Source organism: Streptomyces sp. NPDC024555, assembly GCF_055559335.1.
In genome coordinates this window covers 232,691-248,871 of sequence record NZ_JBVHKV010000006.1, presented here as the reverse complement: position 1 = coordinate 248,871, position 16,181 = coordinate 232,691, and the positions used below count along the sequence as shown (strand labels likewise).

Below are 16,181 nucleotides of genomic sequence, written 5' to 3'. Positions count from 1 at the left end.
GGAGCGCGGAAGGATTACTTCACCGTACGCGACCGGGCCGACACCGACCAGGGCCGTCACCGGGCGGGGTGCGGGGCGCCGTGCTCGGGCCCCGGCCGCGCCACGGGTTAGGGTCTGTCGGACAGCACACAGGAGGCACCCGAGTTGATCTACGGCGCTATGAAGTTCTCCATCGGCGGGTCCCTGAAGCTCGCCTTCCGGCCGTGGGTGGAGGGCCTGGAGAACATTCCCGCGCAGGGCCCGGCGATCCTCGCCTCCAACCATCTGTCGTTCTCCGACTCGTTCTTCCTGCCGGCCGTGCTGGACCGCAAGGTCACCTTCATCGCCAAGGCCGAGTACTTCACCTCGCCCGGGGTGAAGGGCCGGCTGACCGCCGCCTTCTTCAAGGGCGTCGGCCAGCTCCCGGTGGACCGCTCCGGTGTGCGCGGGGCCGGGGAGGCGGCGATCAGGGCCGGGATCGAGGTCATCGAGAGCGGCGGGCTCTTCGGCATCTACCCGGAGGGGACGCGCTCGCCCGACGGGCGGCTCTACCGGGGCAAGCCCGGCGGACTGGCCCGGGTGGCGCTCGCGACCGGGGCGCCCGTCGTCCCCGTCGCGATGATCGACACCGAGAAGATCCAGCCGCCCGGCCAGGTCGTGCCCCGGCTGATGCGCCCCGGGATCAGGATCGGCGCGCCCCTCGACTTCAGCCGCTACCACGGCATGGAGGGCGACCGCTTCATCCTGCGCTCGCTCACCGACGAGGTGATGTACGAGATCATGAAGCTCTCGGGCCAGGAGTACGTCGACATCTACGCGACCGCGGCCAAGCGGCGGATCGCGGACGAGGCGAAGCGACGGGCCGAGGCCGCGAAGAAGGGGCCCTCGGGTCCGGGGGGCACGGAGACGGACCGCGACGACGCCTGAGGGCGCGCGGGTCCGCCGGGGGGCGGGGGAGAACACCAGCATGGTCAAACGCGTACGCGTGGTGCGGATGTCGGTCGAGCAGCCGTTGTGGCGCGCCCTGACGGCGTACCGCGTCCTGACGATGCTCTACGCGGTCCTGCTCTCCGTCTTCGGACGCGAGAAGTACGACCGCCCCTGGGTCGCCGTCGCCTTCCTCGCCGCGATGGCGGTGTGGACGCTGGCCACCCTGCCGCGGGTGGCGAGCGCCGCGGCCTGCACCAAACGCTTCCTCGGCGCCGACCTCGCGGTGGCGCTCGTGGGCATCCTGATCACCCCGCTCGCCGACTTCGAGGCCCAGCACGTGGACGGCACCACGCTGCCGTCCATCTGGACCGCGGGCTCCGTCCTGGCCTTCGCGATCAAGGGCGGCTGGCGGTGGGCGGCCTTCGCCTCCAGCCTCGTCGCCGTCGCCAACCTCATCGAGCGGGCCGAGCCCAGCCGCGACACCCTCCACAACGTCCTGCTGGTCTGGGTCGCCTCCATCGCCATCGGCTACGTCGTCGAGGTGGCCCGCGCCAGTGAGCGCACCCTCGCCCGCGCCCTGGAGATCGAGGCCGCCACCCGCGAACGGGAGCGCCTGGCCCGGGACATCCACGACAGCGTGCTCCAGGTCCTGGCCATGGTGCAGCGGCGCGGCGCGGCCCTCGGCGGCGAGGCGGCCGAGCTGGGCCGGATGGCCGGGGAGCAGGAGATCGCCCTGCGCTCCCTGGTCTCCAGCGGTCTGGTCCCTCCCACCCGGCTCTCCGAGGACGCGGCCGAGGGCGCCGTCGTCCGGACCGTCGAGACGGACGACGAGGAGGACGGCCCCGGCGCGTCCGGGGAGACCGATCTGCGGTCGCTGCTCGCCCCGCACGCCGGATCCCGGGTGACGTTCTCCGAGCCGGGTGCCCCGGTGCCGCTGCCCGCGGCGGCCGCCGCGGAGCTGGCGGCGGCGGTGGGCGCGGCCCTGGACAATGTGCGGGTGCACGCGGGGGAGGACGCCCGTGCGTGGATCCTGGTCGAGGACTGGCCGGACGAGGTGATCGTCACGGTCCGGGACGACGGGCCCGGCATCCCGGAGGGGCGGCTCGCCCAGGCCGAGGGCGAGGGCCGGATGGGCGTCGCCCTGTCGATCCGGGGCCGGCTGCGCGATCTGGGCGGCACGGCAGAACTGATCTCGGTGCCCGGCCAGGGCACCGAGGTCGAACTGAAGGTTCCGAGAACGGCACGGGGGAAGGCGGAGAAGACCCGATGAACGCGGTGAACGACGAGGGCGCCGAGGCGCGGCGGCCGATCAGGGTGATGGTGGTCGACGACCATCCGATGTGGCGGGACGCCGTCGCCCGCGATCTGACGGAGTCGGGCTTCGACGTGGTCGCGACGGCCGGCGACGGCCCGCAGGCGGTGCGCAGGGCCGGGGCCGTCACGCCCGACGTCCTGGTCCTGGACCTCAATCTGCCCGGGATGCCCGGCGTCCAGGTCTGCAAGGAACTGGTCGGCTCGCAGCCGGGGCTGCGGGTCCTGGTGCTCTCCGCCAGCGGTGAGCACGCCGACGTGCTGGAGGCGGTGAAGTCCGGAGCCACCGGCTATCTGCTGAAGTCTGCCAGTACCCGGGAGCTGACCGAGGCGGTCCGCTCCACCGCCGCGGGCGATCCGGTCTTCACCCCCGGCCTCGCCGGTCTCGTCCTCGGCGAGTACCGCAGGCTGGCCTCCGAACCCGCGCCGGCCGCCCCGGACGAGCCCAAGGCCCCGCAGCTCACCGACCGGGAGACCGAGGTCCTGCGGCTGGTCGCCAAGGGGCTCTCGTACAAGCAGATCGCCGAACGGCTCGTCATCTCGCACCGCACCGTGCAGAACCACGTCCAGAACACCCTGGGCAAGCTCCAGCTGCACAACCGGGTGGAACTGGTGCGGTACGCGATCGAACGCGGCCTGGACGACGCCTAAGGTCTGTGATCGCCGGTCGACAGCCGTACCGGGGAAGGGAATTGACCGTCGCGACCGTCCCGGAGTGAGCTGCGTCACCTTAGCGTGGTGAGGAACGGGCTCACTTCGACGAAGGGACGCTCCATGAGGGTCGGAGTACTGACCGGGGGCGGCGACTGCCCCGGGCTCAACGCGGTGATGCGCGCCCTCGTCCGCAAGGGCGTGCAGGAGTACGGCTACGAGTTCATCGGATTCCGGGACGGCTGGCGCGGGGTGCTGGACGACGAGACGGTCCCGCTCTCCATCCCCGCGGTGCGCGGCATCCTGCCGCGCGGCGGCACCATCATCGGCTCCTCGCGCACCAACCCCCTCAAGGCCGGGGACGGGGTGGCCCGGGTCCGCGCCACCCTGGCCGCGCACGGGGTCGGCGCGCTCGTCACCATCGGCGGCGAGGACACCCTCGGGGTGGCCGCCACCCTCTCGGACACGTACGGCATCCCCTGCGTCGGCGTGCCCAAGACCATCGACAACGACCTGTCCGCCACCGACTACACCTTCGGCTTCGACACGGCCGTCGGCATCGCCACCGAGGCCATCGACCGGCTCCACACCACCGCCGAATCCCATATGCGGGTCCTCGTCGTCGAGGTGATGGGCCGGCACGCCGGCTGGATCGCCCTGCACTCGGGGCTGGCAGGCGGGGCCAACGTCATCCTCATCCCGGAACAGCGCTTCGACGTCGACCAGGTCTGCGCCTGGGTCACCTCCCGCTTCCGCGCCACGTACGCGCCCATCGTCGTGGTCGCCGAGGGCGCCGCCCCCGCCGAGGGGGAGGTCGTCCTCAAGGACGGCTCGCAGGACTCCTTCGGCCATGTCCGCCTCTCCGGCGTCGGCGAGTGGCTGGCCAAGGAGATCGAGAACCGCACCGGCAAGGAGGCCAGGACCACCGTGCTCGGCCACGTCCAGCGCGGCGGCACCCCCAGCGCGTTCGACCGCTGGCTGGCCACCCGCTTCGGACTCCACGCCGCCGACGCCGTGCACGACGGCGACTTCGGCACCATGGTCGCCCTGCGCGGCACCCACATCGTGCGGGTGCCGATCGCGGAGGCCACCGCCCGGCTCAAGACCGTCGACCCGGCGCTCTACGCGGAGGCCGGGGTCTTCTTCGGCTGAGCGGCGGACGGAGCGGCCCGGCCGTATATTCGCGAGGAACGGACCGGCCGGGACCGCTCGCGCACCCCGCTGCGCGACCGGCCCGGCACCCCGCCCGCAGCCGTCACGGGAGACATCGTGGAGATCCTGGCCTTCGGAGTGCAGTCCGACGAGAAGCCGCTGATCGAGAAGGCCTTCGCCGGGAAGCACGAGGTGCACTGCCTGGACGTCTTCCTGAACCAGGACACCGCACCCATCGCGGCCGGCCACGAGATCATCTCCACCAGCGTCAACGCCGATCTGGGCGCCCGGGTCCTGCAGACCCTCGCCGCCGGCGGCACCCAGATGATCGCCCAGCGCTCCACCGGCTTCAACAACATCGACCTGGACGTCGCCGAACGGCTCGCGCTGCGCGTCGCCCGGGTCTCGTACTACTCCCCGTACTCGGTCGCCGAGTTCGCCTGGACCCTCGCCATGGCGGTCAACCGCCGCGTGGTCCGCGCCACCACCCGCACCCGGGACTTCGACTTCCGCCTCGACGGCCTCCTCGGCCGGGACATGCGCGGCCGCACCGTCGGCGTCGTCGGCACCGGCAAGATCGGCGAGGCCTTCACCCGGATCGCCCACGGCTTCGGCATGAATCTGCTCGGCTGGGACGTCGCCGAGAACCCCGCCTGCGTCGAGCTGGGCATGCGCTACGTCGGCAAGGACGAACTGTTCGCGGCGTCCGACCTGATCAGCCTGCACGTCCCGCTGCTGCCCTCCACCCACCACATCATCGGCCGGGAGGCGCTGGCCCGGATGAAGGACGACGCGATCCTCGTCAACTCCAGCCGCGGCGGCCTCGTCGACTCCAAGGCCCTCGTCGAGGAGCTGCGGGCCGGACGCTTCCTCGGCGTGGGACTCGACGTGTACGAGGCCGAGGCCGGGCTCTTCTTCGTCGACCGCTCCCTCCAGGGCGTCGACGACGACACCCTGGCCCGGCTCGTCACCTTCCCGAACGTCCTGGTCACCTCGCACCAGGCGTACTACACCGAGGACGCCGTCGGCCAGATCGTCGACGCCACCGTCCGCAACGTCGACGACTACCTGGCCGGCCGCCGCAGCGAGAACGTCCTGGTCCCCGCCGCGCCCTGAGCCGGGCGCGGCGGGCACCGCTCAGCCGCGCACCGGCAGCCCGGCCAGCAGTTCGGCCACGATCACCGAACCCCGCAGCGTCAGCACCGACTCCGGGTGGAACTGCACCGAGGCGAAGCCCCCGCCGCGCAGCGCGTGCAGTTCCCCGCTCGCCGCGTCCCGGCTGACCTCCACCCCGCGCGCCGCCAGCCCGGCGGCCTCCGCGTCGTCGCACCGCGCCGTGAAGCTGTTGTAGAACCCCACGGTCTCCGGCCGGCCGAACAGGTCGATCCGGGTCTGCGCGCCCTGGTACGGCACCGCCTTGCGCACGATGTCCAGGCCCAGCTCCGCCGCGATCAGCTCATGGCCCAGGCACACCCCGAGCAGTCCGTGGCGGTGCTCCCGGACCAGCTCCGCGGCCAGCTCCCGCAGCAGCGCCATCTTCGGGTCCGTCCGGTCACCGGGATCGCCCGGACCCGGGCCCAGCACGACCGGCCCCTCGTGCGCCCGTACCGCCGCGCGCAGCCCCGGCGCGTCGTAGCGGACCACCGTCACCTCCAGGCCCGAGGCCCGCAGCACATGGCCGAGCATCGAGGTGAAGGTGTCCTCGCCGTCGACCACCAGCGCGTGTCCGCTCAGCGTGTCCGCCCGCTCCTGCATCCGCAGCCAGAACGGGGCCAGCCCCTCGCGCCGGGCGTCCAGCGCGGCCCGCACCCGCGGATCGTCGGCCAGCAGCGGACGCGCCTCCTCGTCGCGCGGCCGGCCCGGCCGCACCCCGAGCGCGGTGAGCACCCCGGCCGCCTTGGCATGGGTCTCGGCGACCTCGCTCTCCGGGTCGGAGTGGCGCACCAGCGTCGCCCCGACCGGCACCCGCAGCTCGCCCCGGGCCGAGATGTCCGCCGTCCGGATCAGGATCGGCGAGTCCAGCGTCTGCGCCCCGTCGGGACCCTGGCGCAGCAGCGCGAGGGCGCCCGCGTAGTAGCCCCGCCCGCCGTCCTCGTACCGCTCGATGACCCGGCAGGCGTTCTGCACCGGCGAGCCCGTGACGGTCGCCGCGAACATCGTCTCCTTCAGCACCTCGCGCATGTCCAGCGAGCTGCGTCCGCGCAACTCGTACTCCGTGTGCGCGAGATGGGCCATCTCCTTGAGCCGGGGGCCGATCACCACCCCGCCCATGTCGCCGACGGTGCACATCATCTTGAGCTCCTCGTCGACCACCATGGAGAGTTCCTCGGTCTCCTTGCGGTCGCCCAGGAAGGCCAGCAGGTTCTCGGCGGTCGGGCCCTCGGCCGGGTAGCGGTAGGTGCCGCTGATCGGATTCATCACGACCGTCCCGCCCGACATCCGCACATGCACCTCGGGGCTGGCTCCCACCAGCGTCCTCTCCCCGGTGTGCACGACGAACGTCCAGTACGCCCCCCGCTCACCGGCCAGCAGCCGCCGGAACAGCGCCAGTGCGTCCGCCCGGCCGAAGTCCGGGATCTCGCCCCGGAAGGTGCGCCGGATGACGAAGTTGGCGCCCTCGCCCCGCCCGATCTCGTCCTCGATGACCCGCCGCACGGTCCGCGCGTACTCCGCGTCCGGCACGTCGAACGCACCGCCCTCCACCCGCACCTCGTGGCGGGGGAGCAGCGCCAGCACCTCGCCGAGCGGCAGGACGTGGCTCTCGTCGGCGACCAGCACGGAGAGCGGGGTGCCGTCGTCGCGGACGTCGAAACCGCGCTCGGCGATCTGCCGGAAGGGCACCAGGGCGAGCGAGGGCCGCTCGCCCACCGGGATGTCGGCCAGCCGGCCGGCCTCGTGCACCCGGCCGATCAGCACCTCGACGGTGTCGTGGTCGTGGCCGGGGGTGCGCCTGCGCAGCAGGGCGAAGGGCGGGCAGTCGTCGCCCAGCAGCCGGTCGATGAGCGTCCGGGGCGTCGTGTGCGGTGCCATGAGGAGTGTTCCTTCCACGGGGATCGGGTGATCTGCTGGGAGGAACGGCCCCGTGGACACGGAAAAGGCCGCCCCTCGGGCGGCCTGTGCGTCGGTGTACGCGCGATCAGTGGGCCGCCGGATGAGCGGTCCACCACCAGTTACGGGTCGAGTGCGCGAACATGGCGGAACCATAACCCATGAAGCACGCGGGAGGGGCCCCGTTCCACCCCATGGGCGGAACGGGGCCCCTCCGTGGCCGGTCCGAGGCGGGTCAGACCAGCGAGTTGTAGATGTTCCAGCCGCCGCCGACGCGCGCCATGGGCGCGAACGGCTTGGCCGCGTCACCGGTCGAGCGGTAGTACCAGAGCACTCCGTCCTTGTCCCGGGCGATCAGGTCCGGGATGCCGTCGCGGTTCAGGTCGCTCGGGCCCAGCAGGTCCTTGAAGACCCCCCAGCCCTTGCCGATCTGGGCGCGCGTGGCGTACGGGGCGGTGGCGCTGCCGGTGCCCTTGTAGAGCCACAGCACCCCGGACTTGTCCCGGGCCACCAGGTCCGCCTTGCCGTCACCGGTCAGATCGCCGGTGGAGACCAGGGTGTTGTAGACGCCCCAGCCGCCGCCGATCTTCGCCTTGGCGGCGAAGGGCTTCGCCGGGTCGCCGGTGCCCTGGTAGTACCAGAGCACGTTGGAGCCGTCGCGGGCGATCAGATCGGCCTTCCCGTCACCGTTCAGGTCCCGGGCGCCCCAGATGCCGTTGTAGACGCCCCAGCCGCCGCCGACCTTCAGCCGGGTCTGGAAGGGCTTGCTCGGGTTGTTGCCGGCCCGGTAGTACCAGAGGTACCCGCTCGTGTCGCGGGCCACGATGTCACCCGTGCCGTCGGCCCGCAGCGCCGTCATGGCGGTCATCGCGTTGTAGGCCTGCCAGCCCGGACCCACCCGGAAGCGGGTGAAGAACGGCGCGGTGGCGCCGCCGGTGCCCTGGTACTGCCAGAGGACACCGGACGCGTCGCGGCCCAGGATGTTGTACCGGTTGGTCCCGGCGTCCGGCCCGACGCTCGTGGCGGTCTGGACGTCGCTCGCCTTCACCCACGCCATGCGGTGGTTGTAGCGGATCGGCAGATAGCCGGTGGAGCCGATCACGTTCTGCTGGACGGAGCCGAACCAGTCGTCGCCCTTCACCTCGGTGCCGCCCAGCGCGTACGCCTGGCCCGCGGGCAGGGTGTACTTCGTCAGGTAGTCCGGGTTGTCCGTCGGGGCCTCCAGCTTGGCGGCCGTGTAGGCGGCCGTCTCCGGGTAGGACCGGCCGTAGATCCGGACCGTCACCCCGGCCTTGGCCTTCACCATGCGCGGGCCCGCCGGGAGCGGCGCGGTGTACTGGCCGCCCGGGTTGTAGAACCAGCCCTTCTTGCCGCCGTACCAGATGGCCGTCCAGTTCGTCCGCGCCTCGGCGACGACGTAGGTGTCGCCCGCGCGGACCTTGTTGCCCCAGTTCGAGCCCTCGCTCCACAGGGACGTGAAGTACGGGTCGGTCAGCGTGGCCGCGGTGGTCGACGGCGAGGTGTAGAGGTAGCCGAAGTTCGCCGGCCGCGAGCCGACCGCCTTGGTGCCGTACGTCAGCTTCGGCTGGTTGGCCGTGGTGAACGGCGGCACCACCCGGACCACCTGGCCCGCCTTGACGGGGCCGCCGGCGCCCTCCGCGCCGGTCGGGGCGCCCATCAGGCCCATGAAGTGGTTCCAGTCCCAGTACGGGCCCGGGTCCCAGTGCGTGCCCGAGATGTTCCGGTCCAGCTGAACGGGCACCTCGTCGTGGCCGATGATGTGCTCACGGTCGAGCGGGATGCCGTACTTCTGCGCCAGGAACTTCACCAGGGCCGAGGTCGACTCGTACTGCGACTCGCTGTACCAGCTGCCCTCCTTGATGGCGTAGCCCTCGTGCTCCACGCCGATGGAGTGCATGTTCAGGGTCCAGTTGCCCGCGTGCCACGCCAGGTCCTTGTTCTCGACCATCTGCGTGACCAGGCCGTCCGAGGCGCGCACCAGGTAGTTCGCGCTCGCGGCGGTCTCGGGGTTCGTGAGCGTGGACAGCGAGCTGGCGTAGTCGCCCTCGGTGTCGTGGATCACGATCTGCCGGATGTCGACGCCCTGGGCGGGCCGGACCGCGGGGGTGTAGCCCCGCTTGCCCGTGCTCGACGTCTTGGCCTGGACGAAGTTGCAGTTCAGACCGGACGGGCACTCCGGTGCGGGCGCCGCGGCGGTGCTCGCGAAGGTCGCGGCCAGCGGCACGTTCGCCGGCTTGACCGGCTGGACGGCGGGGGCGGCCGGCAGCGAGACCTGCTGGCCGTCCTGGGTGAGCGCGCTCTCACCGGTGCGGATCGACTCGAAGACGCGCTTCGCGAAGAGGTCGGCGCCCTTCTTGTCCGGCGACTGGCTGAACCGCGCGACCGCCGGGTACCACTGGGACGGGTCGTCCGACAGGGAGCCCTTCGCGTCGCGCTGGTACTCGGCGAGCAGCGCCGCGCCCGCGCGGATGCTGTCCTCGGAGTCGTTGCGCACGGACTCCGTGTCCGTGTCGATCAGATCGGCGGCCTCGTCCAGCGTGTGCAGCCGGGGGTCGGAGGTGTCGACCGTCTTCTTCGGCAGCGAGGCCAGCGCCTTGGCCGCGTCGAAGGTCTTCTCGATCTCCGGCCGGCCGGACATGTTCATGTGCGCCAGACGTTCCTTGTCGTCCGGCTGCTCCACGTCCCCGGGCGACACACTGGTCAGCCCCATCACGTTGTACGCGCCGCTGGTGCTCGGCTCGCCGTCGTGGCTCTCCCAGCGCGTCTGCCGGTACGAGACCGCCATGAGCACGCTCTGCGGCACGTCGAACTCGGACGCCGCGTCCGCGAACTGCTTCTGCAGTTCCGCGCTCGCCGGGACGGCCTTGCCGTCCTTGTCCGTGGAGTCCTGCGAAGCCATGGCGAGCGTGCCGATGGTCGCTGTCGCGACGATCGCGGCCCCCGCCCCGTACAGCAGACGTCTCTTTTTGAGGTCCCTGCGGTGATTGCGCTTCAAAGCCCCACCCCTGTGGTCCACTTGTTCAATTCTGAAAGGTGTGAGGCTAGCAGGGCCGGATGTGGTCCCCGTCACCGGTCGGTCCGGGCCTCCGTCTCAGCCGTTGAGCATCCGGAAAAACATTGGACGCGACCCCGTAATGTGGGAGCCGTGACCGTGAACGCCAATACCTCCGTCGCCGGTGGCAACACCTGGCGAGACCTTCCCGCGGCGCAGCAGCCCGAGTACCCCGATGCCGAGGCTCTGCGCGATGTACTCGCGGAGCTCGCGTCGTATCCGCCGCTCGTCTTCGCGGGCGAGTGCGACCAGCTGCGTGCCCGTATGGGAGCCGTCGCCAAGGGCGAGGCGTTCCTGTTGCAGGGCGGCGACTGCGCCGAGGCCTTCGACGCCGTGTCGGCCGACCACATCAAGGCCAAGCTGAAGACGCTGCTCCAGATGAGCGCCGTGCTGACGTACGCGGCGGCCGTGCCCGTCGTCAAGGTGGGCCGCATCGCCGGCCAGTACTCCAAGCCGCGCTCCAAGCCCACCGAGACCCGCGACGGCGTGACCCTGCCGACCTACCGCGGCGACTCCGTCAACGGCTTCGCCTTCACCGAGGCGGACCGGGTCCCGGACCCGGAGCGCCTGAAGCGGATGTACCACGCCTCCGCCTCCACGCTGAACCTGGTGCGCGCCTTCACCACCGGCGGCTACGCCGACCTGCGCCAGGTGCACGCCTGGAACCAGGACTTCGTGCGGTCGTCCCCGTCCGGCCAGCGCTACGAGGCCCTGGCCCGCGAGATCGACAACGCGCTGAACTTCATGAAGGCCTGCGGCACCGACCCGGCCGAGTTCAAGGCCGTCGAGTTCTACGCCTCGCACGAGGCGCTGCTGCTCGACTACGAGTCCTCGCTGACCCGCACCGACTCGCGCACCGGCCGGCTCTACGACACCTCGGCCCACATGGTGTGGATCGGTGAGCGCACCCGCCAGATGGACGGCGCGCACATCGAGTTCGCCGCGCAGATCCGCAACCCGATCGGCATCAAGCTCGGCCCGACGAGCACCGTCGAGGAGGCCCTCGGCTACATCGAGCGGCTCGACCCCGACCGCGAGCCCGGCCGGCTGACCTTCGTCGTCCGCATGGGCGCCGACAAGGTCCGCGACCGGCTGCCCGAGCTGGTCGAGAAGGTCACCGCCTCCGGCGCCACCGTCGCCTGGGTGACCGACCCGATGCACGGCAACACCTTCGAGGCCGCCTCCGGCCACAAGACGCGCCGTTTCGACGACGTCCTGGACGAGGTCAAGGGCTTCTTCGAGGTCCACAAGGCCCTCGGCACGCACCCGGGCGGCATCCATGTCGAGCTGACCGGCGACGACGTCACCGAGTGCGTCGGCGGCGGCCACGAGATCTTCGTGGACGACCTCCACCAGCGCTACGAGACGGCCTGCGACCCCCGGCTCAACCGGAGCCAGTCGCTGGACCTGGCCTTCCTCGTCGCCGAGATGTACCGGGACCAGTAGACGGTCACCGAGCGCGGCGCGCGTACGACTGTGGGGCACGGATCGATGTGATCCGTGCCCCACAGGGCATTCCGGGGCTTTTACGGCTCCCCGCCGCCGGGTAAGGTTAGGTTAGCCTCACCGAGTACGGGGTGGCCGTTACGATCCGTCCCGCCGGGAGGTGAACCGCGTGTACGTCTGCTCATGCTTCGGCGTTACGGAGCAGCAGGTCAGGGAGCATGCGGACGCCGGCGCCTGCACGCCGCGCCAGATAGCCTCCGCCTGCAAGGCGGGCACCGACTGCGGCGGCTGCGTCCGCACCATCCAGGCGATGCTCGGCCGGGGCGGCTGCCCGCGCCGCGAGCTCCTGGACGGCAAGCGGGCACCGGGCGGTGCCGCCCCCGCCCCGCAGACGGAGTCCGTGCCTTCCCTGCGGCCGCTCCCCGACGCCGCCTGACCCTCCCGGGATCAGCTGTCCGGCTGCTCGATCAGCTGCGCGATGTACAGCGGCTCACCGAGCTTCTCGATCAGCTCCAGCTGGGTGTCGAGATAGTCGATGTGGTGCTCCTCGTCCTCCAGGATCGACTCGAAGATATTGGCGGACGTGATGTCGCCCTTGCCGCGCATCAGCTCGATCCCGCGCTTGAGGCGGTCGATCGCCTCCACCTCGACCTGCCGGTCCGCCTGGAACATCTCGGTGACCGTCTGGCCCACCCGGACGTGGAAGAGCCGCTGGTAGTTCGGCAGGCCGTCGAGGAAGAGGATGCGGTCGGTCAGGATCTCCGCGTGCTTCATCTCGTCGAAGGACTCCGAGCGCGTGTACTTCGCGAGCTTGGTCCAGCCGAAGTTCTCCTGCATCTTCGCGTGCAGGAAGTACTGGTTGATGGCCGTCAGCTCGGCGGTCAGCTGTTCGTTCAGGAACTCAAGGACCTCGGGGTCGCCCTGCATCGCAGCGGCTCCTTCCAGCGGTGTACGGGCAAGTGGGGCGAATCTTTGCACCGCACCCGGAAGGCGTCCAGTAAGTGCACGCTTACTGCGAGTTGTCCGGAATCGACTCTGCCCTGGTCATGACCACCCCCGCCTGTCTGTCACCATGGAGTCATGGGTCAGCCGGAAAGCCGGGAACACCGCGCATCAGAGCAGTCCGGGCTTCCGCCGGGCCAGCGACTGCAGCGCGGCTGGCCGGTGACCCACTACGGACCGGTGCCCAAGTTCAAACCGGAGCGCTGGGAGTTCCGGGTCTTCGGCGCCACGGCCGACGGCGAGAAGCACTGCTGGAACCACGAGGAGTTCTCGGCCCTGCCGTTCTCCTCGGTGGTCGCCGATCTGCACTGCGTCACCAAGTTCAGCATGATCGGCGCCGAATGGGGCGGGGTCCTCGCCCGCGAGATCCTGGCCCTCGCGCCGCCCGCGCCGCACGTCACCCATGTGATGGTCTGGGCCGAGTACGGCTTCAGCTCCAACCTCAGGCTCGACGACTTCACCTCGGAGCGGACCCTGTTCGCCACCCACAAGGGCGGTGAACTGCTGACCGCCGAGCACGGCTTCCCGCTCCGGCTGGTCGTTCCGCACCTGTACGCCTGGAAGGGCCCGAAGTGGGTGCGCGGCATCGAGTACATGACCGCCGACCGCCGAGGCTTCTGGGAGGAGCGCGGCTACCACAACATCGGCGATCCCTGGAAGGAACAGCGCTACTCCTACCAGGAGGGGCCGGGGGACGGCCCCGAACTCTGACCGGTCCGGTCAGACCCGTGCGCGCAGATCCTTGAGGCGGGCCACGTCCGCCGCGTGCCCCTCCTTGCCGCCCGGGGTCTCGATGATCAGCGGCACGTTCTCGGTGGCGGGGTGGGAGAACAGCTCCCGGAAGGGCTCCTCGCCGATCCTCCCCGCGCCGATGTTCTCGTGACGGTCCTTGTGGGCGCCGGACACGTCCTTGGAGTCATTGGCGTGGATCAGTTTCAGCCGTCCCTCGCCGACCGTCTCCACCAGCAGATCCAGCGTCTCCTTCATGCCGCCCGGGGCGGACAGGTCGTGTCCGGCCGCGAAGACGTGGCAGGTGTCCAGGCAGACTCCCAGTTTCGGGTGGGCGTCCAGCGCCTCGAAGTACGGGCCGAAGTCCCAGGTCCGCGAGCAGAGCGAGAAGCCCTGGCCGGCCGTGGACTCCAGCAGCAGGAACGGGTCGTCGTCGTGCGTCAGCTCGTCCAGCAGCGGCCGCATGTGCGTGCGCACCTGGGCCAGCGCCTCCTCGCGGGGGCGGCCGTTGGTCGCCGAGCCGGTGTGCACCACGACGCCCAGCGCACCGATCGCGCGCGCCCGGCGCAGTGAGTGGCGCAGCGACTCCACGGACCGTTCCACCGTCTCCGGGGTGTGCGAACCGAAGTTGATCAGGTACGGGGCGTGCACGTACGCCGGCATCCCGGCCTCGGCGCACTCCGCCCGGAACGCCTCGTCCTGGGCCGGGGTGCCGGTCGGGGTGGCCCAGCCCCGGGGATTGGCGACGAAGACCTGGACGGCCTCCGCGCCCATCTCCCGGGCATAGGGGAGGCCGACCCTGGCGAGGCCGCCGGCCACCGGGACGTGGCCGCCGACGGGGTTGCGCATACGGATCTACAGTCCCTTGGTCTTGATGGTGATGGTGCTGCCCTCGGGGGCCTGGTCGCCCCCGTCGACGGACTGGCCGGCGATGGTGTCGCTGAAGGACAGGAAGGGCCGGTCGACCTTGACCTCGAAGCCCGCGTCCTCCAGCAGGCTCCGCGCCTCGTCGATCTTCTTGCCGGTGACGTCCGGTACGTCGATCATGCGGGGGCCCTTGGAGACCGTCAGGGTGACGGTGTCGCCCTCGGCGGCCTGGGTGCCCTCGGCGAGCGACTGGCGGGCGACCGTGCCCGCGTCCTCCGGGGAGCTGACCCGGCCGGGCGCGACCTCGACCCGGAGGCCGGCGTCCTCCAGCTCCGCGCGGGCGTCCTCCACGTCCTCGCCCGTGACGTCCGGGACGTCGACCGGGCTGCCCTTGGAGACCACGATCGCGACCGCGGAGTCGGGATGGCGCTCGGCGCCGCCCGCCGGATCGGTGCGCAGCACCTCGCCGGCCGCGGCGTCCTCGCTGAACTCCTTGGTGACCATGCCGGGGACCAGTCCCCGCTTCTTCAGCTGCCGCCGGGCCTCGGCCAGCTCCACGCCCGTGACGTCCGGGACCGTGACGATCTCGGGGCCGCGCGAGACGACCAGCGTCACCGAGTTGTTCCGCCGGATCTTGGCGCCCGGCTTCGGGTCGCTGCTGATCACCGTGCCCCGGTCGACCGTGTCGCTGTAGGCCCGCCGGACCTCCTTGACGTCGAGCCCGGCGTCCGACAGCCGGCCCTCGGCGGCCTTCTGGGTCTGGCCCAGCAGCGCGGGGACCCGGGTGAACTGGCCGGAGTTGATGTACCAGACGCCGCCGCCGATCCCGAGGACCAGCAGCACGGCGAGGAGCGCGGTGACGATGCCGCGCCGGGGCGCGCGGGAGCGGCCGGATCCGCCGGGGCGTCCGGTGGGCGGCTGCGGCGGCGGGGGCGGTGTCTCCAGCCTGCTGGTGTGGTGGGCGGTGCCCTGGCCCACCGGCAGGACGCGCGGGATCACGCTCGTGCGGTCGTCGGCCTCGTCCGGGGCGTCGCCGGTGGCCTGCGGCGGCACCGCGTCCAGCTCGGCGTCGGTGAGCGCGGCCCGCGCCCGCTGGGACTCGGCGAGCAGCGCCACCGCGTCGAAGGGGCGGACCTCCGGGTCGCGCGCGGTGGCGCTCGCCACCAGCGCGTCCAGCGCCGGGGCCAGACCCGGCACCGCGGCCGACGGGGGCGGGACGTCCTCGTGGAGGTGCTGGTAGATGACCTGGGCGGGGGACTCCCCGGTGTGCGGCTTGGCGCCCGTCAGCATCTCGTACAGCACCACGCCCGAGGCGTACACATCGGCGCGGGTGTCCGCCGTGCCGTGCTCGATCTGCTCGGGGGCGAGGTAGGAGACCGTCCCCAGGATCGTCCCGGTGGTGTTGGTGACCGAGCCGACCGCGCGGACCAGTCCGAAGTCGGCGACCTTGACCCGGCCGTCGTCGCCGATCAGCACGTTCTCCGGCTTCATGTCCCGGTGGACGAAACCCGCCCGGTGCGCGGCGCCCAGCGCGGCGAGCACCGGGTCCAGGATGTCCAGGGCGGCGCGGGGCCGCAGCGCCCCCCGCTCGCGCAGCACGTCGCGCAGCGTGCACCCCGCGACGTACTCCATCGCCAGGTACACGTACTGCCCCTGGGCGCCCTGGTCGAAGACCGCGACCACATTGGGGTGCGCGAGGTGCGCCACCGACTTGGCCTCGCGGATGAAGCGCTCGACGAACGTGGCGTCGGTCGCGAGGGCCGGATGCATCACCTTGAGGGCGAGCACCCGGTCGAGCCGGGTGTCCATCGCCCGGTAGACCGTGGCCATGCCGCCCACGGCGATGCGCGCATCGACGCGGTAGCGGCCGTCGAGCAGCTGCCCGACGAGCGGGTCCTGAAGGGTCGTGTCCACGCGGTCGAGTCTACGAGCCGCCACGGACAGCGCCGACGGGCCGGTGCGGTCCCGGGGCCGTACTGCAGCCGAGCCGTGA

14 protein-coding genes are annotated in these 16,181 nt (G+C 71.5%); 8 read left to right on the top strand and 6 right to left on the bottom strand.

The genetic code is table 11. The annotated features are described in order from the left end of the window. Window positions 1-144 precede the first annotated feature (144 nt). The 5 genes from ACZ4FH_RS12640 to ACZ4FH_RS12620 all read left to right on the top strand — a co-directional run bounded on the left by ACZ4FH_RS12640 (window position 145) and on the right by ACZ4FH_RS12620 (window position 5,139). Complete coding sequence (locus ACZ4FH_RS12640) at window positions 145-906, top strand: lysophospholipid acyltransferase family protein (RefSeq protein WP_467304274.1); 762 nt, start codon at window positions 145-147, stop codon at window positions 904-906. Window positions 907-946: 40 nt separating this feature from the next. Further along, on the top strand, window positions 947-2,179 hold the full coding sequence (macS, locus tag ACZ4FH_RS12635) for a MacS family sensor histidine kinase (protein ID WP_467304273.1): 1,233 nt from the start codon (window positions 947-949) through the stop codon (window positions 2,177-2,179). Beyond that, the gene (locus ACZ4FH_RS12630; protein WP_467304271.1) at window positions 2,176-2,871 is read left to right on the top strand and encodes a response regulator; all 696 of its coding nucleotides are present in this window, start codon (window positions 2,176-2,178) and stop codon (window positions 2,869-2,871) included. The genes macS and ACZ4FH_RS12630 overlap by 4 nt, the downstream gene beginning before the upstream one ends. A gap of 123 nt (window positions 2,872-2,994) precedes the next feature. Beyond that, a complete protein-coding gene (locus ACZ4FH_RS12625) occupies window positions 2,995-4,023 on the top strand; it encodes a 6-phosphofructokinase (protein ID WP_467304270.1) in 1,029 nt (342 codons plus the stop codon). 117 nt (window positions 4,024-4,140) lie between these two features. Then, window positions 4,141-5,139 carry a 2-hydroxyacid dehydrogenase gene (locus tag ACZ4FH_RS12620; protein WP_467304268.1) on the top strand — a complete coding sequence of 333 codons (999 nt, stop codon included), beginning with the start codon at window positions 4,141-4,143 and terminating at the stop codon, window positions 5,137-5,139. Window positions 5,140-5,160: 21 nt separating this feature from the next. Here ACZ4FH_RS12620 and ACZ4FH_RS12615 read toward each other — a convergent pair whose 3' ends face one another. The 3 genes from ACZ4FH_RS12615 to ACZ4FH_RS12605 form a co-directional block, all read right to left on the bottom strand. After that, complete coding sequence (locus tag ACZ4FH_RS12615; protein WP_467304267.1) at window positions 5,161-7,053, bottom strand: anthranilate synthase family protein; 1,893 nt, start codon at window positions 7,051-7,053, stop codon at window positions 5,161-5,163. 106 nt (window positions 7,054-7,159) lie between these two features. Next, window positions 7,160-7,216, bottom strand: coding sequence for a trp operon leader peptide (locus tag ACZ4FH_RS12610; protein WP_073735655.1), 57 nt, complete (start codon window positions 7,214-7,216; stop codon window positions 7,160-7,162). Window positions 7,217-7,306: 90 nt separating this feature from the next. Then, the gene (locus ACZ4FH_RS12605; protein WP_467304265.1) at window positions 7,307-10,087 is read right to left on the bottom strand and encodes an N-acetylmuramoyl-L-alanine amidase; all 2,781 of its coding nucleotides are present in this window, start codon (window positions 10,085-10,087) and stop codon (window positions 7,307-7,309) included. A gap of 150 nt (window positions 10,088-10,237) precedes the next feature. Here ACZ4FH_RS12605 and ACZ4FH_RS12600 point away from each other — a divergent pair, with 150 nt between their 5' ends. Next, a complete protein-coding gene (locus ACZ4FH_RS12600) occupies window positions 10,238-11,590 on the top strand; it encodes a class II 3-deoxy-7-phosphoheptulonate synthase (protein ID WP_467304264.1) in 1,353 nt (450 codons plus the stop codon). Between the two features lie 169 nt (window positions 11,591-11,759). Continuing rightward, window positions 11,760-12,026, top strand: a complete 267-nt coding sequence (locus ACZ4FH_RS12595; RefSeq protein ID WP_467304263.1) for a (2Fe-2S)-binding protein — start codon at window positions 11,760-11,762, stop codon at window positions 12,024-12,026. A gap of 11 nt (window positions 12,027-12,037) precedes the next feature. Here ACZ4FH_RS12595 and bfr read toward each other — a convergent pair whose 3' ends face one another. After that, window positions 12,038-12,517 (bottom strand): bacterioferritin, encoded by a 480-nt coding sequence (bfr, locus tag ACZ4FH_RS12590; protein ID WP_383643411.1) that lies wholly within the window; start codon window positions 12,515-12,517, stop codon window positions 12,038-12,040. 153 nt (window positions 12,518-12,670) lie between these two features. Between bfr and ACZ4FH_RS12585 the strand changes: the two genes are divergently transcribed. Next, the gene (locus tag ACZ4FH_RS12585) at window positions 12,671-13,303 is read left to right on the top strand and encodes a sulfite oxidase-like oxidoreductase (RefSeq protein WP_467304262.1); all 633 of its coding nucleotides are present in this window, start codon (window positions 12,671-12,673) and stop codon (window positions 13,301-13,303) included. Window positions 13,304-13,312: 9 nt separating this feature from the next. Here ACZ4FH_RS12585 and ACZ4FH_RS12580 read toward each other — a convergent pair whose 3' ends face one another. Continuing rightward, entirely contained in the window at window positions 13,313-14,170 is an 858-nt protein-coding gene (locus ACZ4FH_RS12580) for a deoxyribonuclease IV (RefSeq protein ID WP_467304261.1), read from the bottom strand. A gap of 6 nt (window positions 14,171-14,176) precedes the next feature. Then, window positions 14,177-16,102: a Stk1 family PASTA domain-containing Ser/Thr kinase gene (gene pknB / locus ACZ4FH_RS12575; RefSeq protein WP_467304260.1), complete on the bottom strand. Its 1,926-nt coding sequence runs from the start codon at window positions 16,100-16,102 to the stop codon at window positions 14,177-14,179. Window positions 16,103-16,181: the final 79 nt, after the last annotated feature.